The 25,985-nt window shown below is 61.7% G+C and carries 19 protein-coding genes and 3 pseudogenes; 20 read left to right on the top strand and 2 right to left on the bottom strand.

What is annotated here, in order from left to right:
- From HX824_RS16710 to HX824_RS16615, 20 genes and pseudogenes are all read left to right on the top strand, one after another.
- A pseudogene (locus HX824_RS16710) lies at positions 1–341 on the top strand (urocanate hydratase); the annotation flags it as partial.
- Positions 342–483: 142 nt separating this feature from the next.
- Positions 484–1,923 (top strand): cytosine permease, encoded by a 1,440-nt coding sequence (locus HX824_RS16705; protein WP_003209258.1) that lies wholly within the window; start codon positions 484–486, stop codon positions 1,921–1,923.
- Positions 1,910–2,057, top strand: a pseudogene (locus HX824_RS16700) (histidine ABC transporter substrate-binding protein); the annotation flags it as partial. The gene HX824_RS16705 and the pseudogene HX824_RS16700, both read left to right, overlap by 14 nt.
- A gap of 71 nt (positions 2,058–2,128) precedes the next feature.
- The gene (locus HX824_RS16695; RefSeq protein WP_003209260.1) at positions 2,129–2,980 is read left to right on the top strand and encodes a proline/glycine betaine ABC transporter permease; all 852 of its coding nucleotides are present in this window, start codon (positions 2,129–2,131) and stop codon (positions 2,978–2,980) included.
- Positions 2,977–3,801, top strand: a complete 825-nt coding sequence (locus HX824_RS16690; protein WP_008430269.1) for a glycine betaine/L-proline ABC transporter ATP-binding protein — start codon at positions 2,977–2,979, stop codon at positions 3,799–3,801. Before HX824_RS16695 ends, HX824_RS16690 begins: the two co-directional genes overlap by 4 nt.
- Positions 3,802–3,947: 146 nt before the next feature.
- On the top strand, positions 3,948–5,471 hold the full coding sequence (gene hutH, locus HX824_RS16685; protein ID WP_003209264.1) for a histidine ammonia-lyase: 1,524 nt from the start codon (positions 3,948–3,950) through the stop codon (positions 5,469–5,471).
- A gap of 114 nt (positions 5,472–5,585) precedes the next feature.
- On the top strand, positions 5,586–7,124 hold the full coding sequence (hutH, locus tag HX824_RS16680) for a histidine ammonia-lyase (RefSeq protein WP_177054818.1): 1,539 nt from the start codon (positions 5,586–5,588) through the stop codon (positions 7,122–7,124).
- A 182-nt stretch (positions 7,125–7,306) separates the two neighbouring features.
- Positions 7,307–8,716, top strand: coding sequence for an amino acid permease (locus HX824_RS16675; RefSeq protein ID WP_003209267.1), 1,410 nt, complete (start codon positions 7,307–7,309; stop codon positions 8,714–8,716).
- A 16-nt stretch (positions 8,717–8,732) separates the two neighbouring features.
- A complete protein-coding gene (hutI, locus tag HX824_RS16670; protein ID WP_003209269.1) occupies positions 8,733–9,938 on the top strand; it encodes an imidazolonepropionase in 1,206 nt (401 codons plus the stop codon).
- Between the two features lie 11 nt (positions 9,939–9,949).
- Complete coding sequence (gene hutG, locus HX824_RS16665; RefSeq protein WP_087692905.1) at positions 9,950–10,750, top strand: N-formylglutamate deformylase; 801 nt, start codon at positions 9,950–9,952, stop codon at positions 10,748–10,750.
- 259 nt (positions 10,751–11,009) lie between these two features.
- On the top strand, positions 11,010–11,957 hold the full coding sequence (locus HX824_RS16660; RefSeq protein WP_008439284.1) for a choline ABC transporter substrate-binding protein: 948 nt from the start codon (positions 11,010–11,012) through the stop codon (positions 11,955–11,957).
- A gap of 154 nt (positions 11,958–12,111) precedes the next feature.
- Entirely contained in the window at positions 12,112–13,047 is a 936-nt protein-coding gene (locus HX824_RS16655; RefSeq protein ID WP_102605845.1) for an alpha/beta hydrolase, read from the top strand.
- A gap of 103 nt (positions 13,048–13,150) precedes the next feature.
- On the top strand, positions 13,151–14,122 hold the full coding sequence (gene pip / locus HX824_RS16650) for a prolyl aminopeptidase (RefSeq protein WP_008439282.1): 972 nt from the start codon (positions 13,151–13,153) through the stop codon (positions 14,120–14,122).
- Complete coding sequence (gene dtd / locus HX824_RS16645; protein ID WP_087692908.1) at positions 14,119–14,556, top strand: D-aminoacyl-tRNA deacylase; 438 nt, start codon at positions 14,119–14,121, stop codon at positions 14,554–14,556. The genes pip and dtd overlap by 4 nt, the downstream gene beginning before the upstream one ends.
- Positions 14,557–14,823: 267 nt before the next feature.
- A complete protein-coding gene (locus HX824_RS16640; protein WP_008439280.1) occupies positions 14,824–16,575 on the top strand; it encodes a glucan biosynthesis protein G in 1,752 nt (583 codons plus the stop codon).
- Positions 16,568–19,143: pseudogene (gene mdoH / locus HX824_RS16635) on the top strand (glucans biosynthesis glucosyltransferase MdoH); the annotation flags it as partial. The gene HX824_RS16640 and the pseudogene mdoH, both read left to right, overlap by 8 nt.
- A 237-nt stretch (positions 19,144–19,380) precedes the next feature.
- A complete protein-coding gene (locus tag HX824_RS16630; protein WP_177049084.1) occupies positions 19,381–20,184 on the top strand; it encodes a transporter substrate-binding domain-containing protein in 804 nt (267 codons plus the stop codon).
- 219 nt (positions 20,185–20,403) lie between these two features.
- Positions 20,404–21,201 (top strand): transporter substrate-binding domain-containing protein, encoded by a 798-nt coding sequence (locus HX824_RS16625; protein WP_003209284.1) that lies wholly within the window; start codon positions 20,404–20,406, stop codon positions 21,199–21,201.
- A 143-nt stretch (positions 21,202–21,344) separates the two neighbouring features.
- Positions 21,345–22,304 (top strand): amino acid ABC transporter permease, encoded by a 960-nt coding sequence (locus HX824_RS16620; protein WP_177054817.1) that lies wholly within the window; start codon positions 21,345–21,347, stop codon positions 22,302–22,304.
- Positions 22,297–23,031, top strand: coding sequence for an amino acid ABC transporter ATP-binding protein (locus HX824_RS16615; protein WP_087692909.1), 735 nt, complete (start codon positions 22,297–22,299; stop codon positions 23,029–23,031). The genes HX824_RS16620 and HX824_RS16615 overlap by 8 nt, the downstream gene beginning before the upstream one ends.
- Before the next feature lie 126 nt (positions 23,032–23,157).
- On the opposite strand, the gene HX824_RS16610 is transcribed toward HX824_RS16615, so the two are convergent.
- Together HX824_RS16610 and HX824_RS32980 are read right to left on the bottom strand one after the other, a co-directional pair.
- Entirely contained in the window at positions 23,158–25,065 is a 1,908-nt protein-coding gene (locus tag HX824_RS16610; RefSeq protein WP_177054816.1) for a methyl-accepting chemotaxis protein, read from the bottom strand.
- Between the two features lie 172 nt (positions 25,066–25,237).
- Positions 25,238–25,951 (bottom strand): methyl-accepting chemotaxis protein, encoded by a 714-nt coding sequence (locus HX824_RS32980; protein WP_371132926.1) that lies wholly within the window; start codon positions 25,949–25,951, stop codon positions 25,238–25,240.
- Positions 25,952–25,985: the final 34 nt, after the last annotated feature.

Genomic DNA, 25,985 nt, shown 5'->3' with positions numbered 1-25,985 from the left:
ACCTGGACTCCGGCTCGGTGGCCAGCCCCAACCGTGAAACCGAATCGATGCAGGACGGTTCCGACGCCGTGTCCGACTGGCCACTGCTCAACGCCCTGCTCAACACCGCCAGCGGCGCGACCTGGGTTTCGTTGCACCACGGCGGCGGCGTCGGCATGGGCTTCTCCCAGCACTCGGGCATGGTGATTGTCTGTGACGGTACCGACGAAGCTGCCGAGCGTATCGCTCGCGTGCTGCACAACGACCCGGCGACCGGCGTGATGCGTCATGCGGATGCGGGCTACCAGATCGCCATCGACTGCGCCAAAGAGCAGGGCCTCAATCTCCCGATGATCAAATAACTAATGTGGGAGCGGGCTTGCTCGCGAATGCGGTGTATCAGTCACTGAAGTCGTTAGCTGACCCATCGCTTTCGCGAGCAAGCCCGCTCCCACATGTGATCTGCGTTTCACCCAAAAACAATCCATCAGAGGTTGAACATAAATGGCAGTAAAAGACGCTCGTGCAAGCACCACCCCGTTGATCGAAAGGCGTTCGATCGACTACATCCCGGAAGCGGAAAGACACGGCCGTCTATTGAGTCAGTTCACCCTGTGGTTGGGTGCCAACCTGCAAATCACTGCGATCGTCACCGGGGCCCTGGCCGTGGTGCTGGGCGGTGATGTGTTCTGGTCGTTGATCGGTCTGTTGATCGGTCAACTGCTGGGCGGTGGCGTCATGGCCCTGCATGCGGCGCAAGGCCCGCAACTGGGCTTGCCGCAGATGATCTCCAGCCGCGTGCAGTTCGGCGTGTATGGCGCGGTGATTCCACTGGTGCTGGTGTGCCTGATGTACATCGGTTTTTCCGCCAGCGGCTCATTGCTGGCGGGGCAGGCGGTGGCGCAGTTGCTTCACGTTGAAGACTGGGTCGGCATCGTATTGTTCGCGGGGCTGATCATGGTATTCACGATCTTCGGCTACCGGGTGATCCACGGCATCGGTCGCATCGCCAGCGTGCTGGGGGTGGTTGCCTTCGTGTACCTGTTCTACAGGCTGCTGGCCGGTAACGACATCGGTGCGTTGCTGGGCAACAAGCATTTTTCCCTCAGCAGTTTCCTGCTGGCGATTTCCCTCTCGGCGTCCTGGCAGATTGCGTTCGGCCCGTATGTAGCGGACTACTCGCGCTACTTGCCGCGCAGCACGCAGGCCTCGAAAACCTTCTGGGCCGTGGGCCTCGGTTCGGTGATCGGCGCGCAGGCTTCGATGGTGTTCGGTGTGTTTGCGGCAGCCCTGGCAGGCTCGCAATTCGCTCACCACGAAGTGTCGTTTATCGTCGGCCTGGGCGGCACCGGGATCGTCGCGGCGCTGCTGTATTTCAGCATCGCCTTCGGCAAGGTCACCGTCACCACCCTCAACGCCTACGGCAGCTTCATGTCGATCGCGACAATCATCAGTGGTTTCCGTGGCAGCCGGCATATCGGCAGTGGCACGCGGCTGTTGTACATCTTCGTGATGGTGTCGATTGCCGCCGCGCTGGCGTTGCTGGGCAAGGACTCGTTCCTCAAGGATTTCTCCGCGTTCATCCTGTTCCTGCTGGCGTTTTTCACGCCCTGGAGTGCGATCAACCTGGTGGACTTCTACTGCATCACCAAAGAGCGCTATGACATCCCGGCCCTGTCCAACCCCAACGGTCGCTACGGTCGCTGGAACCTGATGGGCATCAGCATCTACGTGTTCGGCGTGCTGATTCAGATGCCGTTCATCTCGACGCATTTCTACACCGGCCCACTGGTCGCGAGCCTGGGCGACACCGATATCTCGTGGATCATCGGGCTGGTGGTGCCGGCGGCGTTGTACTACTGGGCTGCGAAAAAATGGCACAGCCCGATTCCTGAGCGCCTCGTGCTGCCCGATGTGCAGGGCGCCGTTGCTCAACCTGTTTAACCAGAACCCGGTACGCATGACAAACAGCGAATTGAAACAGCAAAACTGGCGAAAACTTTCCTCAAGGGACATCCTGAACTCTGGCACGCATGGTGAGCGACAACGCAGCCAAGAAAATCGACGCGGCCTTGTAGGTTGAGCGTTTCCGGTTGCCGCCACAGGCAACCGGGCGTCCGGCCACAATCCACTGGATCGAGAGCACACTATGTTTCCTGAGAGTTTTACGTTTTCCATCGCCGACTGGGTCAACAGTTGGGTCGATGCGCTGGTGACCAACTACGGCGATGTGTTCCGGCACATCTCCGATACGTTGCTGTGGGCCATCGTTAACCTGGAAGGTTTGCTGCGCGCAGCGCCCTGGTGGTTGATGTTGCTGATTGTCGGCGGTATTGCCTGGCATGCCACTCGCAAGTGGTTCACCACCGTCGTGATCGTCGGCCTGCTGTTTCTGGTGGGCGCGGTCGGGCTGTGGGACAAGCTGATGCAAACCCTGGCGCTGATGATGGTGGCCACGGTGATCTCGGTGCTGATCGGCATTCCCCTGGGGATTCTGTCGGCCCGCAGCAACCGCCTGCGTTCGGTGCTGATGCCGCTGCTGGACATCATGCAGACCATGCCCAGCTTCGTGTACCTGATCCCGGTGTTGATGCTGTTCGGCCTGGGCAAGGTCCCGGCGATTTTCGCCACGGTGATCTACGCCGCACCGCCGCTGATTCGTCTCACCGACCTGGGCATTCGGCAGGTGGACGGTGAAGTCATGGAAGCGATCAACGCCTTCGGTGCCAACCGCTGGCAGCAACTGTTCGGCGTGCAACTGCCGCTGGCCCTGCCGAGCATCATGGCCGGGATCAACCAGACCACCATGATGGCCCTGTCGATGGTGGTGATCGCCTCGATGATCGGCGCCCGTGGCCTGGGTGAAGATGTACTGGTGGGCATCCAGACCCTCAACGTTGGACGCGGCCTTGAAGCCGGTCTGGCGATCGTGATTCTTGCCGTGGTCATCGACCGCATTACGCAAGCCTATGGTCGTCCACGGCATGAGGCGAGCAAATGACTACTGTCAGCAAAATTGAAGTCAAAAACGTATTCAAGATTTTCGGCAACCGCTCCAAGGATGCACTGGCGTTGATTGGCCAGGGCAAGACCAAGGACGAGGTGCTGGCCGAGACTGGTTGCGTGGTGGGTGTGAACGACCTGTCCCTGAGCGTCGACACCGGTGAAATCTTCGTGATCATGGGGCTGTCGGGCTCCGGCAAGTCGACCCTGGTGCGTCACTTCAACCGGCTGATCGACCCTACCAGCGGTGCGATCCTGGTGGACGGTGAAGACATCCTGCAACTGGACATGGAAGCCTTGCGCCAATTCCGCCGGCACAAGATCAGCATGGTGTTCCAGAGCTTTGGCCTGCTGCCTCACAAGAGTGTGCTGGACAACGTTGCCTACGGCCTGAAAGTGCGTGGCGAAACCAGGCAAGTGTGCGCCGAGCGTGCGCTGCACTGGATCGAAACCGTGGGCCTCAAGGGCTATGAAAACAAATACCCGCATCAACTTTCCGGCGGCATGCGTCAGCGTGTAGGCCTGGCCCGGGCGCTGGCGGCCGACACTGACATCATCCTGATGGACGAGGCGTTCAGTGCGCTCGACCCGCTGATCCGTGCCGAGATGCAAGACCAGTTATTGGAGCTGCAAAAGACCCTGCACAAGACGATCGTGTTCATTACCCACGACCTCGATGAGGCGGTGCGCATCGGCAACCGCATTGCGATCCTCAAGGACGGCAAGCTGATCCAGGTCGGCACGCCCCGCGAGATTTTGCATTCACCGGCGGATGAGTACGTGAACCGGTTTGTCCAGCGGCGGGTGGCGGTGGTTTGATCCGGTATTTGTGGTGAGTTGGCTGACGCTATCGCAGGCAAGCCAGCTCCCACATTTGGAATGCGTTTCCCCTGTGGAAGCTGGCTCGCTTGCGATGAGGCCAGTGAAGCTGCACAACAATTGCGAATTTCATGAAGAGGTCAACGATGTCCCAGGCTGAAAAAATCATCATCGCCGACGCCCCGATGCGTTGGCAGGACGTGGTCGCCGTGGCTCGCCACGGTGCGATCCTCGAACTCTCGGGCCAGGCCTGGGCTCGCATCGACAATGCCCAGGCCATCGTCCAGCGCATCGTCACCAGCGGCGAGCGCGCCTACGGCATCAACACCGGCCTGGGCGCCTTGTGCAACGTGTCGCTCAAGGACGAACAACTGAGCCGGCTGTCGCGCAATACCCTGCTCAGCCATGCCTGCGGCGTCGGTGCGCCACTGAGTGTGGAGCAAACCCGCGCGATCATTTGTGCGGCAATCATTAACTACAGCCACGGCAAATCCGGCTTGCATCCGCAGGTGGTGCATTCGCTGCTGGGGCTGCTCAACCATGGCATCACGCCGCAAGTGCCGTCCCAGGGGTCCGTGGGTTACCTGACCCACATGGCGCACATTGGCGTCGCCTTGCTCGGCGTCGGCGACGTCAGCTATCGAGGCCGTATCGTTCCCGCACACCAGGCGCTGGCTGAAGAAGGTTTGCAGCCGGTAGTGCTTGGCGCCAAGGACGGGCTGTGCCTGGTCAACGGCACGCCGTGCATGACCGGCCTCAGCAGCCTGGCCCTGGCCGATGCGCACCGCCTGCTGCAATGGGCCGACGTGATCGGTGCCATGAGCTTCGAAGGCCAGCGCGGCCAGATCGACGCCTTCGACGAAGAAATCATCGCGCTCAAGCCGCACCCGGGCATGCAGCAAGTGGGCATCAACCTGCGCGCGTTGCTGGACGGCAGCGAAGTGATCGCCAGCAGCAAAGGCATTCGTACCCAGGACGCCCTGAGCATCCGTTCGATTCCCCAGGTGCACGGCGCCGCCCGCGACCAACTGGAACACGCCACCCGGCAGATCGAAACCGAACTCAACGGCGCCACCGATAACCCGCTGGTGCTCGGCACGCCAGACAACTACCGCGTGGTGTCCCAGGCCAATCCCCACGGGCAGTCCGTGGCCCTGGCGGCAGACATGCTGGCCATCGCCATGGCCGAAATCGGCTCCATCGCCGAGCGTCGCCTGGACCGTCTGATCAACCCGCACGTCAGTGGTTTGCCGGCGTTCCTGGTAAGCAACCCCGGGGTCAACTCCGGGATGATGATCGTGCAGTACGTCGCCGCCTCGCTGTGCGGGCAAAACCGCCAGTTGGCGCAACCGGCGGTGCTCGACAACTTCGTCACCTCGGGCCTGCAGGAAGACCACCTGAGCATGGGCACCAACGCCGCGCTGAAGCTGTATTCGGTGCTGGAAAACGTCACCCAGATCCTCGCCATCGAGTACTTGCTGGCGGCCCAGGCGTTCGAGTTCCTCCAGGAGCAACGCTTCGGCGCCGGCACCGATGCCGCCTGGCGTTTGCTGCGCGAACACGTCCCGGCCTACGACCAGGACCGCTGGCTGGCGCCAGACATCGCAGCCACCGCCGCGTTGCTCAAGGACGCCGATTTACTGCAACGCACGCTACCGAATTTGCACTGACCTTTTCCCAACAATAACCAGCGTGCCAAGCCGACTGATCCTCTAAAAGAGCACAGCGGCGGATAACGGAAGCATCCGGAGCGACTGGTAGTTAACAACACTCTCAAAAGGAGCATGAATGTGACTGCGCTAAACCTGATTCCAGGCCAACTGAGCCTTGCCCAACTGCGGGCCATCTACCAGCAGCCGGTAACCCTCAGTCTGGATGACAGCGCCTCGGCCCAGATCGAAGCCAGTGTCGCCTGTGTGGAGCAGATTCTCGCCGAGAACCGCACCGCCTACGGCATCAACACCGGTTTCGGCCTGCTGGCCTCGACCCGCATTGCCAGCGAAGACCTGGAAAACCTCCAGCGTTCCCTGGTGCTGTCCCACGCCGCCGGCGTCGGTGAGCCCATCAGCGATGCGCTGGTACGGCTGGTCATGGTGCTCAAGGTCAACAGCCTGAGCCGGGGTTTTTCCGGGATTCGCCGGCAGGTCATCGACGCGCTGATCGCCCTGATCAATGCCGAGGTCTACCCGCACATTCCGCTGAAGGGTTCGGTGGGCGCCTCCGGTGACTTGGCACCATTGGCCCACATGTCGCTGGTGCTGCTGGGCGAAGGCAAGGCCCGCTACAAAGGCGAATGGCTGGAAGCTGCCGAAGCGCTGAAAGTTGCCGGCCTGACGCCGCTGACCCTGGCGGCCAAGGAAGGCCTGGCGCTGCTCAACGGCACCCAGGTTTCCACCGCTTATGCATTGCGTGGGCTGTTCGAGGGCGAAGATCTGTTCGCCGGAGCCCTGGCCTGTGGCGCCCTGACGGTGGAAGCCGTGCTGGGTTCGCGCTCGCCGTTCGACGCACGCATTCACGCTGCCCGGGGCCAACGCGGCCAGATCGACTCTGCGGCCGCGTATCGCGCCCTGCTGGGTGAAAGCAGCGAAGTGTCGCAATCCCACGAGAACTGCGACAAGGTCCAGGACCCGTACTCCCTGCGTTGCCAGCCACAAGTCATGGGCGCCTGCCTGACCCAGTTCCGCCAGGCGGCCGAAGTGCTGGTGGTGGAAGCCAACGCCGTGTCGGATAACCCGCTGGTGTTTGCGGCTGAAGGTGACGTGATTTCCGGTGGCAACTTCCACGCCGAACCGGTGGCCATGGCGGCGGACAACATGGCGCTGGCCATCGCGGAAATCGGCTCCCTGAGCGAGCGTCGCATCTCGTTGATGATGGACAAGCACATGTCGCAACTGCCGCCATTCCTGGTGGGCAACGGCGGTGTGAACTCCGGCTTCATGATCGCCCAGGTGACCGCGGCGGCATTGGCCAGCGAGAACAAGGCACTGGCGCATCCCCATAGCGTCGACAGCCTGCCGACGTCAGCCAACCAGGAAGACCACGTGTCGATGGCCCCGGCGGCGGGCAAGCGCCTGTGGGAAATGGCCGAGAACACCCGCGGTGTGCTGGCGGTGGAATGGTTGGCGGCTTGCCAGGGCCTGGACCTGCGCAATGGTTTGAAAACCTCGCCGGCGCTGGAAAAGGCGCGCGGGATCCTGCGCAGCAAAGTCGCGTTTTATGAGAAGGACCGCTTCTTTGCGCCGGACATCAATGCCGCCAGTGAGCTGCTGGCAACGCGTTGCCTGAACGAGTTGGTGCCGGCGAAGTTGTTGCCGAGCTTGTAAGAGCGACACCGATCCAGTGTGGGAGCTGTCGAGCCCCGGCGAGGCTGCGATGGCGCCGGAACAGGCAACACTTTCGTAGCCTGACCCACCGCTATCGCAGCCTCGCTGGGGCTCGACAGCTCCCACATTTGATCTTCTACAGATTCGAATTTTCTCAGGATAAAAATAATTAAGGACGAGAAATGCACCAGCAAGAAAAGACGTTAAAACGCGGGCTCTCCGCCCGACATATTCGCTTCATGGCCCTCGGTTCCGCGATCGGTACCGGGCTGTTCTACGGCTCTGCCTCCGCCATCCAGATGGCCGGCCCGGCCGTGCTCCTGGCCTACCTGATCGGTGGCGCCGCGGTGTTCATGGTCATGCGCGCCCTCGGCGAAATGGCCGTGCATAACCCGGTGTCCGGCTCCTTCGGCCAGTACGCCAGTACCTACCTGGGCCCGATGGCCGGCTTTATCCTCGGCTGGACCTACGCCTTTGAAATGATCATCGTCTGCCTCGCCGACGTCACCGCCTTCGGCATCTACATGGGCTTCTGGTTTCCCGAAGTCGCGCGCTGGGTCTGGGTGCTGGGCATCGTGTTGCTGATCGGCGGCCTGAACCTGTGCAACGTCAAAGTCTTTGGCGAAATGGAGTTCTGGCTGTCGCTGCTCAAGGTCGGTGCCATTGTCGCAATGATCCTCGGCGGCTTCGGCATCATGCTGTTCGGTATTCACTCGGCGGGCGAAGCGCCCGCTACCGGCCTCAGCAACCTGTGGGCCCACGGCGGCTTCATGCCGAACGGCGTGGGTGGCTTGATCGCGTCCTTCGCGGTGGTGATGTTTGCGTTTGGCGGCATCGAAATCATCGGCATCACCGCCGGCGAAGCCAAGGACCCGCAGCGGGTGATCCCCAAGGCAATCAACGCCGTGCCGCTGCGTATCCTGCTGTTCTACGTGCTGACGTTGTTTGTGCTGATGGCGATCTACCCGTGGCCGCAGATCGGCAGCCAGGGCAGCCCGTTCGTGCAGATCTTCAGCAACCTGGGGATAGGCTCGGCGGCGACCATCCTTAACATTGTGGTGATCTCGGCCGCCGTCTCGGCCATCAACAGCGACATTTTCGGCGCCGGTCGCATGATGTATGGCCTGGCCCAGCAAGGGCAGGCGCCCAAGGGTTTTGCCCAACTGTCGAGCCAGGGCGTGCCGTGGATGACCGTAGTGGTGATGGGCGCCGCGTTGCTCGGCGGTGTGGTGCTCAATTACCTGATCCCGGAAAACGTGTTCCTGGTCATCGCCTCGATTGCGACCTTCGCCACGGTGTGGGTATGGCTGATGATCCTGGTCACCCAGGTGGCCATGCGTCGCTCGATGACCAGGGAACAGATTGCCGAGCTGAAATTCCCGGTGCCGTTCTGGCCCTACGCGCCAGCGGCCGCCATCGTGTTCATGCTGTTCATCTTCGGCGTGCTGGGTTACTTCCCGGACACCCAGGCCGCTCTTATGGTCGGCGCCGTGTGGATCGTCTTGCTGATCGTCGCCTATCTGCTGTGGGTCAAGCCCGCCGCCGGGCAAACGGCCAAGGTCCACTACGACCCGGCTTTGTCTCATCGATAACCTAATGGAGGCGTTGATGAAAACGCTTTGGCAACACTGCCACGTTGCAACCATGGCCCAGGGCAACTACTCGATCATCGAGGACGCCGCCATTGTTACCTCGGGCACGCTCATCGAGTGGATCGGCCCGCGCGCCGATCTGCCGGATGCGAACTACGCAACCACCCATGACCTGCAAGGGGCGTGGGTCACGCCCGGGCTGATCGACTGCCACACCCACACGGTGTTCGGCGGCAATCGCAGCGGCGAGTTCGAGCAGCGGCTGCAAGGCGTGAGCTACGCCGAGATCGCAGCGGCCGGTGGCGGTATTGCCAGCACCGTGCGCGCCACGCGTGCGGCGAGCGAAGATGAACTGTTTGCCAGCGGCCACAAGCGCCTGCGCAGTTTGCTGCGCGACGGTGTAACCACCGTCGAGATCAAGTCCGGCTACGGCCTGGACCTGGCCAGCGAGCGCAAGATCCTGCGGGTGATCCGTCGCCTCGGCGCCGAGTTGCCGGTCAGTGTGCGCAGCACCTGCCTGGCGGCGCATGCGTTGCCGCCGGAGTACGTGGACCGGGCCGATGCCTACATCGATCACATCTGCACCGAAATGCTCCCGGCGCTGGCAGCGGAAGGCCTGGTGGACGCGGTCGACGCCTTCTGTGAGTACCTGGCGTTCTCACCGGAGCAGGTGGAGCGCGTGTTCATCGCCGCCCGGAAACTTGGCTTGCCGGTAAAGCTGCACGCCGAACAGTTGTCGTCCCTGCATGGCTCCAGCCTGGCGGCGCGGTACCAGGCGCTGTCGGCGGACCACCTGGAATTCATGACCGAGGAAGACGCCATCGCCATGGCCGCTTCCGGCACCGTCGCGGTGCTGCTGCCGGGCGCGTTCTACTTCCTGCGGGAAACCCAGTTGCCGCCGATGGATGCCCTGCGCAAGCACGGCGTGAAGATCGCGATCGCCAGCGACCTCAACCCGGGCACCTCGCCGGCGTTGTCGGTGCGCTTGATGCTGAACATGGCCTGCACCCTGTTCCGCATGACCCCGGAAGAAGCCCTGGCCGGCGCCACGCAACACGCGGCCACCGCCCTGGGCCTGGGCAACAGCCATGGCTCGCTGGAAGTGGGCAAGGTCGCGGATTTTGTCGCCTGGCAGATTGATCGTCCCGCCGACCTGGCCTACTGGCTGGGTGGCGAGCTGGATAAACGCGTCGTGCGCCACGGCGTCGAAGTCACCGTTTAAGGAGTACCGCTGTGGATAAGGTTCTGAACTTCAAACAAGGCCGTGTGCCGCTGCTGATCAGCATGCCCCACGCGGGGCTGCGCCTGACGCCGGCGGTGCAAGCCGGGCTGATCCCCGAGGCGCAAAGCCTGCCGGACACCGACTGGCACATTCCCACGCTGTATGACTTCGCCGAAGCGCTGGGCGCCAGCACTCTGGCGGCGGAGTATTCGCGCTTTGTCATCGACCTGAACCGGCCTTCAGACGACAAGCCGCTGTACGTTGGCGCAACCACCGGCCTGTACCCGGCGACACTGTTTGACGGTGTGCCGCTGTTCCGCGAAGGCCTGGAACCGTCCAAGGCCGAGCGCGCCACGTACCTGGAGCAGGTGTGGACGCCGTATCACCGCACTCTGCAAAACGAACTGGCCCGGCTCAAGGCCGAGTTCGGTTATGCGCTGCTGTTTGATGCGCATTCGATCCGCTCGGTGATCCCGCACCTGTTCGAAGGCAAGCTGCCGGACTTCAACCTCGGCACCTTCAACGGCGCGGCCTGCGATCCGCAGCTGGCCAGCGAACTGGAAGCCATCTGTGCCGGCCACCCGCAGTACAGCCATGTGCTCAACGGGCGCTTCAAGGGCGGGCACATCACCCGTCACTACGGCAACCCGGCCGAGAACATCCACGCCGTGCAGCTGGAGTTGGGGCAGTGCACCTACATGGAAGAGTTTGAGCCCTTCCGTTATCGCGCCGACCTGGCCGAGCCGACGCGGGTGGTGTTGAAGGAACTGCTGGAAGGGTTCCTGGCGTGGGGCAAGCGGCATTACTCCTGAGTGGCGTCGCTGCTGAGATAGCTTTCGCGAGCAAGCCCGCTCCCACATTCGACCGTGTTTCTTCAGGAGGAACACGGTCGAATGTGGGAGCGGGCTTGCTCGCGAAGAGGCCCTCAACAGCAACACACCTCCCAAGTCGTCTGTGTGCAAATCCCTGTCGCCACAGTTCGCTTTGATCAAGGTCTCGCTGGGTAAGGTGTTGGGCACGGCGCGTCAGACGCCACTCCCACAATAAAAACTGCCGAGTGAGACCGCATCGATGAAAAGACTGTTCAACCGTTGTCTGTTGATTCTCACCGGCGCCGCACTCTTGAGCGCCAATGCGATGGCTGCCGACCCGGCCTCGTGCAAGGTCGTGCGCATGGGCGTGGTCAGCTGGACTGACGTGATCGCCACCAGCGGCATGGCCGACGTGCTGCTCAATGGCCTGGGCTATGACAGCAAGCAAACCAGCGCCGTGCAGCAGATCATCTTTGCCGGCATCCGCGACAAGCGCCTGGATATATTCCTGGGCTACTGGAAACCGGCGATGGACAACAACATCGCGCCATTCCTCGCGGCCAAGCAGGTCAAGGTGTTCGACAAGCCGAGCCTGTCCGACGCCCAGGCGACGCTGGCGGTGCCGCAGTACGTTGCCGACGCCGGCTTGAAAACCTTTGCCGACATTGCCCGCTTCAAGGACAAGCTGGGCGGCAAGATCTATGGCATCGAGCCGGGCAGCGGTGCCAATACCGATATCCAGAAAATGATCGACAGCAACCGCTTTGGCCTCGGCGGCTTCAAGCTGGTGGCGTCCGGCGAGGCAGGCATGCTGGCGGCGGTGCAGCGGGCAGTGAATCGCAAGGAGTTCGTGGTGTTTGTCGGCTGGACCCCGCACCCGATGAACATCAACATGAAAATGGCGTACCTGACCGGCAGTGAAGATGTGTTCGGTGCCAACGAAGGCATGGCCACGGTCTCCACGGTGACGGCGCCGGATTACGCCGAACGTTGCCCCAATGTGACACGCCTGCTGGAGAACCTGACCTACACCGCGGCCCAGGAAAGCCAGTTGATGGTGCCGATCATGGACCGCAAGACGCCGCAGGATGTGGCCAGACAGTGGCTGCGCGACAATCCCGAGGATTTGCAGCGCTGGCTGGCGGGTGTAACGACCCTGGATGGAAAAGACGGCGTGGCGGCGGTGCAGGCCAGCCTCAAGCCCTGAGCAAATGAAGATCAAAATGTGGGAGCGGGCTTGCTCGCGAATGCGGTGGGTCAGCCACACAAGTATTGACTGATACACCGCATTCGCGAGCAAGCCCGCTCCCACATTGGATTCGTGGCGGCTGTTAAATCCTTATCTTCAGGACGATCCTTCGATGTCCCATTACCCGATTTCCGCGCAGATGTGCGCCTTCGTCGAAAAAACCGAATCCTTCACCAGCGACGACACATCGCTGGCCGGATTGCGCCGAGGCTATGACCGCATGTGCCAGGCGTTCACCCCGGCGCGGCCCGAAGGGTTACAGGTGTCAGACGTTTCCCTGGGGGGCGTGGGCGTACGCATTTATCAACCGGCGACGCCAACCCCTGATAGCGGCTGGCCATGCATCCTTTATATGCACGGTGGCGGCTGGGTGGTCGGCGGCCTGGATTCCCATGACTTCATGTGTGCTGAGCTGGCCGACTCACTGCAAGTGCTGGTCATCGCCATCGATTACCGCCTGGCACCCGAACACCCGTTTCCGGCCGCCTTTGAGGATTGCCGTGCGGTCTGGCAGGCGATCCAGGTGGGCGAAGCGCCCCAGCCGATCAACCTTCGGCGTCTGGTGGTGGCTGGTGACAGCGCCGGCGGTAACCTGGCGGCGGCCCTGTGCCTGGGCCTGCGGGATGACCATCAGCCGCAGCCCCTGGCGCAAGTCCTGATCTACCCCGGCCTGGGCGGCCCCGCCGACCTGCCGTCCCGCCGCGATTGCGTCGACGCGCCGCTGCTCAGTACCGCCGACACCGAGTGCTACCTCGCCCTTTACCTGCGTGGGCCGGACAAGCCGTCGCCCTACGCCATGCCATTGCTGGCCGTGGATTTCAGCGGGTTGCCGCAGGCTTTGATCGCTGTCGCCCAGTTCGACCCGTTGCGGGACGACGGCATGCTCTACGCCGAACGCCTGCAAGGCGCCGGGGTGGCGGCCACGCTGTATCCCGGCAAAGGCCTGGTTCACGGCTGCCTGCGGGCCCGGGGCCAGGTGTTGGAGGTCGACCGGCTGTACGTTTATCTGCTGGACTACCTGCGTGGTGTTCTGCTGACACAGGTCTAGGTCCACGAGGACATGCTCATTGCACAATTCGGGTTTATGATGCCAGACGGCAAAATAATAGACGTCCCCCCAGGGATGAACTCGACCCCTTACGGAGCGCGCAATGCAGACTTTGTACCCGCAGATCAAACCCTACGCCCGGCACGATCTGGCCGTCGATGAAACCCACGTCCTGTACGTCGACGAAAGCGGTTCCCCGGAAGGCTTGCCCGTTGTGTTCATCCATGGCGGCCCCGGCGCCGGGTGTGATGCCAATAGCCGCTGCTATTTCGATCCTAATCTGTACCGAATTGTTACTTTTGATCAGCGTGGCTGCGGGCGCTCCACCCCACGGGCCAGCCTGGAAAACAACACCACCTGGGACCTGGTGGCCGACCTTGAGCGGATTCGCGAACACCTGGGCATCGAAAAATGGGTGCTGTTCGGCGGTTCCTGGGGCTCGACCCTGGCCCTGGCCTACGCGCAAACCCACCCGGAGCGTGTGCACGGCCTGATCGTGCGGGGCATTTTCCTGGCCCGCCCCCAGGACATTCAGTGGTTCTACCAGGCTGGCGCCAGCCGCCTGTTCCCCGATTACTGGCAGGACTACCTGGCGCCTATCCCGGCGGAGGAGCGGCACGACCTGCTCAGCGCCTACCACAAGCGCCTGACCGGCAACGACCAGATCGCCCAGATGCACGCCGCCAAGGCCTGGTCCACGTGGGAAGGGCGCATGTTGGGCCTGTGCCCGAACCCGCAATTGATCGAGCGTTTCTCCGAACCCCAGCGCGCCCTGTCGATTGCCCGTATCGAATGCCATTACTTCACCAATAACTCGTTCCTTGAACCTGACCAGTTGATCCGCGACATGCACAAGATCGCCCACCTGCCTGGCGTAATCGTGCATGGCCGCTACGATATGATCTGCCCGCTGGACAATGCCTGGGAGCTGCATCAGGCCTGGCCCAACAGTGAGCTGCAGATCATCCGCGAGGCCGGCCATGCGGCTTCCGAACCTGGAATTACCGATGCGCTGGTGCGTGCGGCGAGTGAAATGGCACGGCGCCTGCTTGATTTGCCGCCTGAAGAAGCATGAAGGGCCTTTTGCAACGGGTGCGCGGCGCCCGGGTCGAGGTAGAAGGGCAGGTGGTCGGGGCGATAGACCAGGGTTTGCTGGTGCTGGTGGCTGTCGAGCCTTCGGATACGCAAGCCAGCGCCGACAAGCTGCTGCATAAGCTGCTTAACTATCGGGTGTTCAGCGACGACGAGGGCAAGATGAACCTGTCCTTGAAAGACATTGGCGGCGGTTTGCTGCTGGTGTCGCAGTTCACCCTGGCGGCAGACACCAAGAGTGGGCTGAGGCCGAGCTTCTCCACGGCGGCACCGCCGGCGTTGGGCGAGGCGCTTTTCGACTATCTGCTGTTACAAGCGCAACAATTGCATGGCACGGTAGCGGCAGGGCGTTTTGGCGCTGATATGCAGGTGCATTTGGTCAATGATGGGCCGGTCACCTTCCTGTTACAGACGTGAATGTACTGAAAACGACTTGTGATGCCCAAAAAACCGGGTTTTCGCTACAAATACTTCGCTGACCCTGATGCGTTGTCACGCGGGCTACTAGATAATCGCGCGCTACGGGGATCAGCGTTAATTGGTCCATTTTTGACTTAGGTAGAGACTTGTCCGATAGCCATTGGGGAATCATTTAGCCCCATGGGAGTCGGAACAATGCTCGCCAACCTGGCATATAGATAGCTGGCCGTTGGTTTTTTGATCTGTTTTCGGCGAGGGTTGCTCGTGATTGTTAGTCCCTGTAATGCACCAAAATTGTCTGCCAAACGGTTACGAAACGTACTGGTGACGGGCTCTGCCCTGTTTTGCCTGTTCGGCGCGGGTCAACTGTGGGCATTCAGTCTGGATGATGTGTCGGCCAAGGCAAAAGAGCTGGCCGGGCAGAAATACGAAGCGCCGCGCAGCAATTTGCCGAACGAATTCCGCGAAATGAAATTCGCTGATTACCAGAAAATTCGTTTCCGCAACGAAAAAGCCGAGTGGGCCGATCAGAACACCCCGTTCAAGCTGTCCTTCTACCACCAGGGTATGCATTTCGATACACCGGTGAAAATCAACGAAGTCACCGCCGACAGCGTTCAGGAAATCAAGTACGACCCGTCCCGCTTCGATTTCGGCGACGTCAAGTTTGATCCCAAATCCACCGAACAGCTGGGTTATGCCGGTTTCCGTGTGCTGTACCCGATCAACAAGGGTGACAAGCAAGACGAAATCATGACCATGCTCGGCGCCAGCTATTTCCGCGTCGTGGGCAAGGACCAGGTCTACGGCCTGTCTGCCCGCGGCATGGCGATCGACACCGCGTTGCCGTCCGGCGAAGAATTCCCGCGTTTCACCGAGTTCTGGATCGAGCGTCCAAAACCGGGTGAGAAACAGCTGGTGATCTACGCCCTGCTGGATTCGCCGCGGGCCACCGGCGCTTATCGCCTGATCCTGCGCCCGGGTACCGACACCATCGTCGACGTCAAATCCCAGATGTACCTGCGTGACAAGGTCACCAAGCTGGGCATCGCCCCGCTGACCAGCATGTTTCTGTTCGGCGCCAACCAGCCGTCCAAGGTCCTCAACTACCGTCGCGAGCTGCACGATTCCAGCGGCCTGTCGATCCATGCCGGCAACGGCGAGTGGATCTGGCGCCCACTGAACAACCCCAAACACCTGTCGGTCAGCAACTTCACCGTGGAAAACCCGCGTGGTTTCGGCCTGCTGCAACGCGGCCGCAACTTCAGCCACTACGAAGACCTCGACGACAACTACGACAAGCGCCCAAGCGCCTGGATCGAGCCTGAAGGCGATTGGGGCAAGGGCTCCGTCGACCTGGTAGAGATTCCGACCGCCGATGAAACCAACGACAACATCGTTGCGTTCTGGAGCCCGGAAACACTGCCGGAGCCAGGCAAGCCGCTGGACGTTGCCTACCGCCTGCACTGGACATTGCAAGACGCCGAGTTCCATTCGCCAGAAAGCGCCTGGGTCAAGCAGACCCTGCGTTCCACCGGCGACGTCAAGCAATCCAACCTGATCCGTCAGCCAGACGGCAGCGTGGCTTACCTGGTGGACTTCGAGGGCCCGTCCCTGAAGAAACTGCCAGCTGACGCACCGGTTCGCAGCCAGGTCAGCGTGGGCGACAACGCCGAAATCGTTGAAAACAGCGTGCGCTACAACCCACACACCCAAGGCTGGCGCCTGACCCTGCGCATGAAGATCAAGGACGCAGGCAAGCCGACTGAAATGCGCGCTGCTCTGGTTCAGGACATCGTGCAGCCGGAACCGGAGAAGGTTTCGACCCAAGTGTTGAAAGCCGACAAAGTACTGGCTAAACAGCACGAGAAAGCGGCCAAGAAAGACGCCAAGGACAAGGACGCCAAGCAGCCGGAAGCGGCTGCCCCAGCCACACCACTCCCTACCCAGGATCAGGCCAAGACAGAGCAAGTCCTGACCGAAACCTGGAGCTATCAGTTGCCTGCCGATGAGTAATTCTCAAGTCCAGCCAGAGACTCTTGCCGAGTACCTGGCGCATCTACCGATGACCGATGAGCAGCGCGCCGAACTGGCGGGCTGCGAGTCCTTCAGTGAATTGCACAAGCGCCTGTCATCGTCCACGTTCGACGCGCCTGCCGACGCTGCCCAGGCATCGGTAGGCGCCCGGCTGACCCTCAACACTGCCGAAGAGCTGCAAGACGCCGAAATGCTGGTGCTCGACGCCAGCGGCCGGGTTTGCCTCAAGGCCACGCCGCCGATCCGTCGGACCAAGGTCGTGCCTGAGCCGTGGCGCACCAATATCCTGGTGCGTGGCTGGCGCCGCCTGACCGGCCGCACCAATCCACCGGCACCGCCGAAGGATGAGCGCGTGCTGCCGGCTGCCCGCTGGCGCACCGTCGGTTCGATCCGTCGCTATATCCTGCTGGTGCTGATGCTCGGCCAGACGATCGTTGCCGGCTGGTACATGAAAGGCATCATGCCGTACCAGGGCTGGTCCTTCGTCGACTTTGACGAGATCCGCAACCAGACCCTGCTGCAAACCGCGACCCAGGTACTGCCTTACGCCCTGCAAACCAGCATCCTGGTGCTGTTCGGGATTCTGTTCTGCTGGGTCTCGGCCGGTTTCTGGACCGCGCTGATGGGCTTCCTGGAACTGCTGACCGGTCACGATAAATACCGTATCTCCGGTAAAAGTGCCGGTGACGAGCCGATTCCGAAAGACGCCCGCACCGCCCTGGTCATGCCGATCTGCAACGAAGACGTGCCCCGGGTATTTGCCGGCCTGCGCGCGACGTTCGAATCGGTGGCTGCCACCGGTGACCTGGACCGTTTCGACTTCTTCGTCCTCAGCGACAGCAACGAGGCCGACATCTGCATCGCCGAGCAGCAAGCCTGGCTCGACGTGTGCCGCGAAGCCGGTGGCTTCGGCAAGATCTTCTATCGCCGCCGTCGCCGTCGCGTCAAACGCAAGAGCGGCAACCTCGACGACTTCTGCCGTCGTTGGGGCGGTGACTACAAGTACATGGTGGTGCTCGACGCCGACAGCGTGATGAGCGGCGAATGCCTGACCAGCCTGGTGCGCCTGATGGAAGCCACGCCGGATGCCGGGATTATCCAGACCGCGCCACGTGCGTCGGGCATGGATACCCTGTATGCGCGCATGCAGCAGTTCGCCACCCGGGTGTACGGCCCGCTGTTTACCGCCGGTCTGCACTTCTGGCAGCTGGGTGAATCCCACTACTGGGGTCACAACGCGATCATCCGCATGAAGCCGTTTATCGAGCACTGCGCCCTGGCGCCGTTGCCGGGTAAAGGTGCGTTTGCCGGTGCGATTCTTTCCCACGACTTCGTTGAAGCTGCGCTGATGCGCCGCGCCGGCTGGGGCGTGTGGATTGCCTACGACTTGCCGGGCAGCTACGAAGAGCTGCCGCCGAACCTGCTGGACGAACTCAAGCGTGACCGTCGCTGGTGCCACGGCAACCTGATGAACTTCCGCCTGTTTTTGGTAAAAGGCATGCACCCGGTGCACCGTGCGGTGTTCCTCACCGGCGTGATGTCGTACCTGTCGGCACCGTTGTGGTTCTTCTTCCTGGTGCTGTCCACGGCCTTGCTGGCGGTCAACACACTGATGGAGCCGCAGTACTTCATGGCGCCGCGCCAGTTGTATCCGTTGTGGCCACAATGGCATCCGGACAAGGCGGTGGCGCTGTTCTCCACCACCATCGTGCTGCTGTTCCTGCCTAAATTGCTGAGCATCATCCTGATCTGGGCCAAGGGCGCGAAAGAGTTCGGCGGCAAGTTCAAGGTGACCCTGTCGATGCTGCTGGAGATGCTGTTCTCCATGTTGCTGGCGCCGGTGCGGATGATTTTCCACACCCGTTTCGTACTGGCCGCGTTCCTCGGCTGGGCGGCGACCTGGAACTCGCCACAGCGTGACGACGACTCCACGCCATGGAGCGAGGCAGTCAAGCGCCACGGTCCGCAGACCCTGCTCGGCTTCTTCTGGGCGCTGCTGGTGGTGTGGTTGAACCCAAGCTTCCTGTGGTGGCTGGTGCCAATCGTCGGTTCGCTGATGCTGTCGATTCCGGTGTCGGTGATTTCCAGCCGGGTCAAATTGGGCCTCAAGTCTCGCGACGAGAGCCTGTTCCTGATCCCCGAGGAATACAATCCGCCCCAGGCGCTGTTGTCGACCGACAAGTACACCCACGAAAACCGTTGGCATGCGCTCAATGACGGTTTTGTGCGGGCGGTGGTCGATCCGCAGCAGAACGCCCTGGCGTGCGCCTTGGCAACTTCCCGTCACGGGCAGGCGGAGCCGATTGAATGGCTGCGTGTTGATCGGGTTCGCCACGCGTTGAAAGTCGGCCCGGCCGGCCTCAACAACGGTGAACGCCTGGCCTTGCTCAGCGACCCGGTCGCCCTGGCACGCTTGCACGAGCAGGTCTGGAGCGAAGGCCACGCCGAGTGGCTGAGCGCCTGGCGCGAATCGGTCAAGGCCGATCCGCATGCGCCATTGCTGCCATTGAAGCCGCTGTCGTCCCAGGCTCAACCGGCCTGATTCCGACGCCCCCGAGGTGCCACCTCGGGGGCGTTTGCGATAACCGTCCTACGTTGTTTTTCCCTTCTGCTGCATCGCGCTAACTCCTTGTTATTTCGAAACAAAAGACCCTTCTCCGAGGCATATTGCCGTGCCTGCGAGTGGGTTAGCATCGCCCCCCAAATCTGACTCGAAGCCTGCGGCTTACGCGAACTTGCGCGTGGCCGGGTGTGGGAGTGTTTAATGGAACAGGGGCTTTTTTCATGATCAAAAGGTATTTGTCGATGCTGCTGCTCGGCATCGTCACATTTTCCCACGGTTACCTGGCGCATGCCGGAGCCATAGATGAGGCCGTTCGGCGGGGTGTGTTGAAAGTCGGCACCAATCCGGCCTACGTGCCCTTTGAGATGACCGACAAGAAAGGCCGGATCGTCGGGTTTGAAATTGACCTGCTCCGGGAGATGAGCAAGGGGCTGGGGGTCAAGCTGGAGCTGGTTTCGGTACCGTATATCGACCTGATTCCCGGCCTGCTGGCCAGCCGGTTCGACCTGATCGGCAGCGGCATGACTGTCACGCAGGAGCGCAACCTGACCCTCAATTTCAGCGACTCGTTCATCATCGTCGGCCAGACCGTGCTGCTGAACCCTCGGTTGGCCGACAAGGTCCAGAGCATCGAGGACTTGAACGAGGCCGGTTACCGGATCGTGGCCGCCGAAGGCACCACAGGCGAGGCGGCGGCGAAAAGGTTTCTCGGCACTGCACGGCTGCGCAGTTTTCCAACACCTGAAGAAGGCGTGCGCCAGGTGGTGGAGGGCAAGGCCGATGCGTTTATCCATGATGCGCCGTATAACCTGATCGCCATTACCAAGCCCCAGAACAGTGCGCTGTTGGCGCTGGAGCAACCCTTCACCTACGAGCCCCTGGCGTTCGGCTTGAAAAAGGGCGATTACGACAGCCTCAACTGGATCAATCATTTCCTCAACCAGGTGGCCCAGGACGGCACCTACGATCGGCTGCATGACAAGTGGTTCAAGGACTCGGGCTGGATGGCGGAAGTGGACTGGTAGTCATAACTGCTTACACATCAAGCAATTGGCTGGGCCGTGGGTCGAGGTGTCTAGCCATGCCTTTCTCTGCACGGTTGTGGGGCTTTTCTGTCATACCTTGGCAACAAATCCCGGCGAAACCTTTGTACCCGGCGGTGAGTGAGTTAGGATCGCACCCCGAAATGGTGCAGCCCTTTTGCGCGCCGACCTCACAAGAAAATGAGTTCAGGGGACTTGATGATGAAAAAGTATCTTTCGATGCTGCTGCTGGGTGTCACCGCACTGGTGGCGGTCAACGCGGCACATGCCGGCGCCATCGATGATGCGGTCAAGCGCGGTACGCTGAAAGTCGGCATGGACCCGACCTACATGCCGTTCCAGATGACCAACAAACGCGGCGAAATCATCGGCTTTGAAGTCGACATCCTCAAAGCCATGGCCAAGTCGATGGGCGTGAAGTTCGAGCCGATTTCCACCGGTTACGACGGCATCATCCCGGCCCTGTTGACCGACAAGTTCGACATGATCGGCAGCGGCATGACCCTGACCCAGGAACGCAACCTGCGCCTGAACTTCAGCGAACCGTTCATCGTGGTCGGCCAGACCCTGCTGATCCGCAAGGAGCTGGAGGGCACCATCAAGTCCTACAAAGACCTGAATGACGAGAAATACCGCCTGACCTCCAAGCTCGGCACCACCGGCGAGATGGTGGCCAAGAAGCTGATCTCCAAAGCCAAGTACCACGGCTATGACAACGAGCAGGAAGCTGTTCTGGACGTGGTCAACGGCAAGGCTGACGCCTTCGTCTATGACGCCCCGTACAACGTGGTGGCCGTGAACAAGGTCGGCGCCGGCAAACTGGTGTTCCTTGATCAGCCGTTCACCTTTGAACCCCTGGCGTTCGGCCTGAAGAAGGGCGACTACGACAGCATCAACTTCATCAACAACTTCCTGCACCAGATCCGCAACGACGGCACCTACGATCGCATCCATGACAAGTGGTTCAAGAGCTCTGAGTGGCTCAAGGACATGGAATAAAAGCTGACCTGCATTGATCGTTCCCACGCTCCGCGTGGGAATGCAGCCCGTGACGCTCTGCGTCACAAAGCGGACGCTGAGCGTCCAGTGAGGCATTCCCACGCAGAGCGTGGGAACGATCTCGACATATCCCGGAACCCGTAATGAAACAGAAAAAAGCCCAATGGCCCTGGCACCTGCTGACGGTGCTGGTGCTGGTCGGCCTGGCCGGCGCGTTGTATTACGCCACCTCGCTGATGTCCTACGAATGGCGCTGGAACCGCGTGCCGCAGTACTTCGTCTACCAGGCCGAAGAATCCCAGCGTGCGTCGGACATTTCCACCGTCAGCGAGCTGGTGCGCAAGGGCGATGTGGCTGACGTCACCCTGCGTAATGACGAGGGCGACGAACAGCACCTGACCGTGGCCGAGAACAGCCTGCAAGTGGCCAAGGGCGATGACGTGGCCGAGGGCGATGTGGTCGGCGTCACCCGGCATTGGGCTGCAGGCCCTCTGCTGTGGGGCTTGTGGACTACGTTGTGGCTATCGGTGGTGTCCGGGGTGCTGGGACTGTTGATCGGCCTGGCTACCGGATTGTGTCGCCTGTCGAACAACCCAACTTTACGCGATCTGTCGACGATCTACGTCGAACTGGTGCGCGGTACGCCGTTGTTGGTGCAGATCTTCATTTTCTATTTCTTTATCGGCACGGTGCTCAACCTGTCCCGGGAATTCGCCGGGATCGCCGCGCTTTCGCTGTTTACCGGTGCCTATGTGGCGGAAATCATCCGCGCCGGCGTGCAGTCGATTGCCCGTGGGCAGAATGAGGCGGCACGTTCCCTGGGGCTCAGTGCCGGTCAGTCGATGCGCCACGTGGTGTTGCCGCAAGCCTTCAAGCGCGTGCTGCCGCCCCTGGCCGGGCAATTTATCAGCCTGGTCAAGGACACGTCCCTGGTGTCGGTGATCGCGATTACCGAGCTGCTCAAAAGCGGCCGCGAGGTCATCACCACCTCGTTCTCGCCATTCGAAATCCTGTTCTGCGTCGCAGGCCTGTACCTGCTGATCAACCTGCCGCTGTCGAAAATCGCCAGCCGGCTTGAGCGGAGGCTCGCGCAAAGTGATTGAAGTCCGCGATCTGGTAAAAGTCTTCGACACCCGTGGCCACGTCGTGCGCGCGGTGGATAACGTGACCACGCAGGTGGCCAGGGGTGAAGTGCTGGTGGTGATCGGCCCGTCCGGTTCCGGCAAGTCGACGTTCCTGCGCTGCCTTAACGGCCTGGAGGAATTCGATTCCGGCTCGGTAAGCATCGACGGCCTGCAACTGGCAGACCCGAAGACCGACGTGAACGCCTACCGCCGTGAAGTCGGCATGGTGTTCCAGCACTTCAACCTGTTCCCCCACATGACCGTGCTGGAAAACCTCTGCCTGGCGCAAAAAGTCGTGCGCAAGCGCGGCAAGAAAGAGCGCGAGGCCAAGGCCCTGGCGCTCCTGGAGAAAGTCGGCATTGCCCAGAAAGCCCACGAGTTCCCGTCGCGGCTTTCCGGTGGCCAGCAGCAACGCGTCGCGATTGCCCGCGCGCTGGCGATGGAGCCCAAGGTGATGCTGTTTGACGAGCCCACCTCGGCCCTGGACCCGGAAATGGTCGGCGAAGTGCTGGACGTGATGAAGACCCTGGCCCTGGAAGGCATGACCATGGTCTGCGTCACCCATGAAATGGGCTTTGCCCGGGAAGTGGCTGATCGCGTGCTGTTCTTCGATCACGGCAAACTGTTGGAGGACGCCGCCCCGGCGCAATTCTTCGATGCGCCGAAGGACCCTCGCGCCCAAGCCTTCCTGCGCCAGGTTCTATAAATGCGTGGGAATGTTTCTTGTGGCGAGGGAGCTTGCTCCCGCTGGGCCGCGTAGCGGCTCCAAAAAAAGATAGGAGCGCTGCGCACTCCAGCGGGAGCAAGCTCCCTCGCCACAGGTTGGGTTTTTTCAGACCTTGAACTTGCCCACCCACACCTGCAAATCCGCCCCCAGGCGCGCCAGTTCGACACTGGCCGCCGCAGTGTCCTGACTCGCGGCCCAGGTCTGTTCCGATACATCCTTGACCTTCAACACGCTGCGGTTGATCTCCTCGGCGACCGCGGTTTGTTCCTCGGCGGCAGCGGCAATCTGCGGGTTCATCTCCTGAATCACTGACACGGTACGGGTGATGCCAGCCAGAGCCTCTCCTGCGCGGCGGGTCAGTTGCACGCTGTTGTCGGTGAGGCTGCGACTGTTGTCCATAATGTCCGCCACCTGCTGCGTGCCCCGGTGCAGGCCGCTGATCAACTCCTCGATTTCCTCGGCCGACTGCTGGGTGCGTTGTGCCAGGCTGCGCACTTCATCGGCGACCACGGCAAACCCCCTGCCGGCTTCGCCTGCGCGGGCCGCCTCGATCGCGGCGTTGAGGGCCAGCAAGTTGGTCTGTTCCGATACCGACTTGATCACCTCCAGCACGCTGCCGATCTTCCGGCTTTCCTGTTGCAGGCCTTGCATGGCCTGGCTTGAACGAGCCATCTCCTGAGCCAGGTGCTCGATGTGGGTAATGGCCTCAGCCACCACCTGATCGCCCTGGCCCGCCTGCCGGTCGGCCTCGGCAGCAGCCAGCGACGCTTGCTCGGCATGGCGCGCAACTTCTTGGGAGGTGGCGAGCATCTCGTTCATGGCGGTGGCCACCTGTTCGGTTTCCTGCTTCTGGCCGTCGACCCCGTCGCGGGTTTGCTCGGTGACCGCCGAGAGTTGCTCGGCGGCGCTGGCGATCTGCTGGGCGCTGTCGCCGATGCCGCTGATCAAGCCCCGCAGGTTGAGGGTCATTTGCCCGATGCTGCGCTGCAACTGCCCCAGTTCATCCTGGCGCGAGGCCTGGATGTCGTGGCTCAGGTCACCTTCGGCAAACCGGTTGGCCACGGACAGGGCCTGGCGCAGTGGTGCGACGATCTGGCCGGCGATCAACCAGGCGGCCACGACGCCGAGCAACAGCGCCGCTGCAGTAACGTTGAGCAGCAGGGTGCGGGCGAGGCTGGCTTCGTTGTCACGCTTGGCGGTCTGGTCCTGGCTCAGCAGGTCGCTTTCCGTGAGCAATTGATCCAGCCACTGTTCAAGCTGGTTCTGGGTGGTCTCGGCGCTGAGTTGGGCGTCCTTGAGGCGTGTCAGGTGAGTCCGAAAGTCGAGCAGGACTTTTTTCAGGGCGCTGGCGTCAACCGGCAGCGCGCCTACCGCCGCCTGGGCGCCATCCAGGGCCAGTAGCGCATCACTCACGTCCTTGGCATAGGCGTCCAATGACGCAGCGGCCCAGGCGGGGCTCTGGGCGCGGTCTTCGGCTTGTTCCAGGGCCTGGCGCAATTGTTCCACGGCATCGAGGGCCTTTTCATCGTCTTGATTGGGCAGGTTGCTCGACAGTTCAGAGAGGCTGTCACTGCTCTGGACTGAGCTGCGCTTGAGCTGTTCACGGGCGTTTTCACGTTGCTTGATCAGCCCCTCCAGGCCGCTTAAGGCGGTCTTGAAACTGGTGACGAAGCGTCGGCTTTCCTGCAGCTGTTGTTGGTTGACCGGGTCGGTAAATCGCGGGGAAAGATCCACCAGGAACTGGTCGATCTTGTCCATGTGCAGCTCTATTTTGGACAGGCTGGCCGGGTCGTTAAGGGTGCGATAGACGATGCGATCAGCGCGCAACTCTTCGCCGACGACTGCCAATTGCGAGAGCAGCGTGAGTTTTTGGGAGCGCTCGAGGGATGCGCTCAAGGCTTGCCAGCCGGTAGAGGCGATGATCAGGCTGAGGCTGAGCACCAGGCCAAAGCCCAGGGCAAGTTTGAGGCTGATGCTGATGTTTCCGAGCAGGCGGGTCAGTGGACGAAACATGGTGAACCTCCAACGAATCAAAAGGAGCGTCTCAAGCGTCCGGCCAACAATGGTCAGGGGAGTTGAAACGCTACTTTTATTCGGCGCCAGGTGTGTGATCCACGACCTGAAAAACGCGTAGGAAATTTCACATATTGTCGGAGCGACGGCCCTGATGGCCGCCGCAAGCGGGTCAGACCTTGAAGCGACCTACCAGGCTTTGCAGGTAAACCCCCAGGCGCGCCAGCTCGGCACTGGAAGCCGCGGTTTCTTCGCTGGCCGCCGAGGTTTGTTCGGAAACGTCCCGCACGTTGAGCACGCTGCGGTTGATTTCTTCGGCCACGGCGCTTTGCTGCTCGGCGGCGGTGGCGATCTGCTGGTTCATCGCCTGGATCGCCGAGACGGTACGGGTGATGTTCTCCAGGGCATTGCCGGCCCGACGGGTCAGCTCGACGCTGCTGTCGGTCAGGCCGCGACTGTTGTCCATGATGGTTGCCACCTGCTGGGTGCCGCTTTGCAGGCCGACGATCAACTCTTCGATCTCCTCGGTGGACTTCTGCGTCCGCTGGGCCAGGCTGCGCACTTCATCGGCAACCACCGCAAAACCGCGTCCGGCCTCACCGGCGCGCGCCGCTTCAATCGCTGCGTTAAGGGCCAGCAGGTTGGTTTGCTGGGCCACCGACTTGATGACGTCCAGCACACTGCCGATCTTGTCGCTCTCACGCTTGAGATGGCCCATGGCTTCGGTGGAGTTGCCCACCTCGCTGGCCAGGCGCTCGATCTGGGCGATGGCCTCACCGACCACCTTGTCGCCTTCACGGGCCTGTTGGTCGGCGGCTACGGCGGCTTCCGAGGCTTCTTCAGCGTTACGGGCGACTTCCTGCACGGTGGCGGCCATTTCGTTCATGGCGGTGGCCACCTGGTCGGTCTCGACCTTCTGG

The sequence above is a fragment of the Pseudomonas sp. D4002 genome (genome assembly GCF_013385665.1).
Taxonomy (GTDB): Bacteria; Pseudomonadota; Gammaproteobacteria; order Pseudomonadales; family Pseudomonadaceae; genus Aquipseudomonas.
The sequence above is the reverse complement of the archived record's forward strand: the minus strand, read 5'-3'. Positions and strand labels throughout refer to the sequence as shown.

What these genes read in the sequence shown, in the direction of transcription:
- hutH (WP_003209264.1), top strand. Translation starts at nt 3,948, where the DNA reads ATGTCCCAGGCTGAAAAAATCATCATCGCCGACGCCCCGATGCGTTGG.
- HX824_RS16705 (WP_003209258.1), top strand. Translation starts at nt 484, where the DNA reads ATGGCAGTAAAAGACGCTCGTGCAAGCACCACCCCGTTGATCGAAAGG.
- HX824_RS16690 (WP_008430269.1), top strand. Translation starts at nt 2,977, where the DNA reads ATGACTACTGTCAGCAAAATTGAAGTCAAAAACGTATTCAAGATTTTC.
- HX824_RS16660 (WP_008439284.1), top strand. Translation starts at nt 11,010, where the DNA reads ATGAAAAGACTGTTCAACCGTTGTCTGTTGATTCTCACCGGCGCCGCA.
- HX824_RS16625 (WP_003209284.1), top strand. Translation starts at nt 20,404, where the DNA reads ATGAAAAAGTATCTTTCGATGCTGCTGCTGGGTGTCACCGCACTGGTG.
- HX824_RS16610 (WP_177054816.1), bottom strand. Translation starts at nt 25,065, where the DNA reads ATGTTTCGTCCACTGACCCGCCTGCTCGGAAACATCAGCATCAGCCTC.
- HX824_RS16630 (WP_177049084.1), top strand. Translation starts at nt 19,381, where the DNA reads ATGATCAAAAGGTATTTGTCGATGCTGCTGCTCGGCATCGTCACATTT.
- hutI (WP_003209269.1), top strand. Translation starts at nt 8,733, where the DNA reads ATGAAAACGCTTTGGCAACACTGCCACGTTGCAACCATGGCCCAGGGC.
- HX824_RS16655 (WP_102605845.1), top strand. Translation starts at nt 12,112, where the DNA reads ATGTCCCATTACCCGATTTCCGCGCAGATGTGCGCCTTCGTCGAAAAA.
- HX824_RS16695 (WP_003209260.1), top strand. Translation starts at nt 2,129, where the DNA reads ATGTTTCCTGAGAGTTTTACGTTTTCCATCGCCGACTGGGTCAACAGT.
- dtd (WP_087692908.1), top strand. Translation starts at nt 14,119, where the DNA reads ATGAAGGGCCTTTTGCAACGGGTGCGCGGCGCCCGGGTCGAGGTAGAA.
- hutH (WP_177054818.1), top strand. Translation starts at nt 5,586, where the DNA reads ATGAATGTGACTGCGCTAAACCTGATTCCAGGCCAACTGAGCCTTGCC.
- HX824_RS16675 (WP_003209267.1), top strand. Translation starts at nt 7,307, where the DNA reads ATGCACCAGCAAGAAAAGACGTTAAAACGCGGGCTCTCCGCCCGACAT.
- pip (WP_008439282.1), top strand. Translation starts at nt 13,151, where the DNA reads ATGCAGACTTTGTACCCGCAGATCAAACCCTACGCCCGGCACGATCTG.
- HX824_RS16620 (WP_177054817.1), top strand. Translation starts at nt 21,345, where the DNA reads ATGAAACAGAAAAAAGCCCAATGGCCCTGGCACCTGCTGACGGTGCTG.
- HX824_RS32980 (WP_371132926.1), bottom strand. Translation starts at nt 25,951, where the DNA reads ATGAACGAAATGGCCGCCACCGTGCAGGAAGTCGCCCGTAACGCTGAA.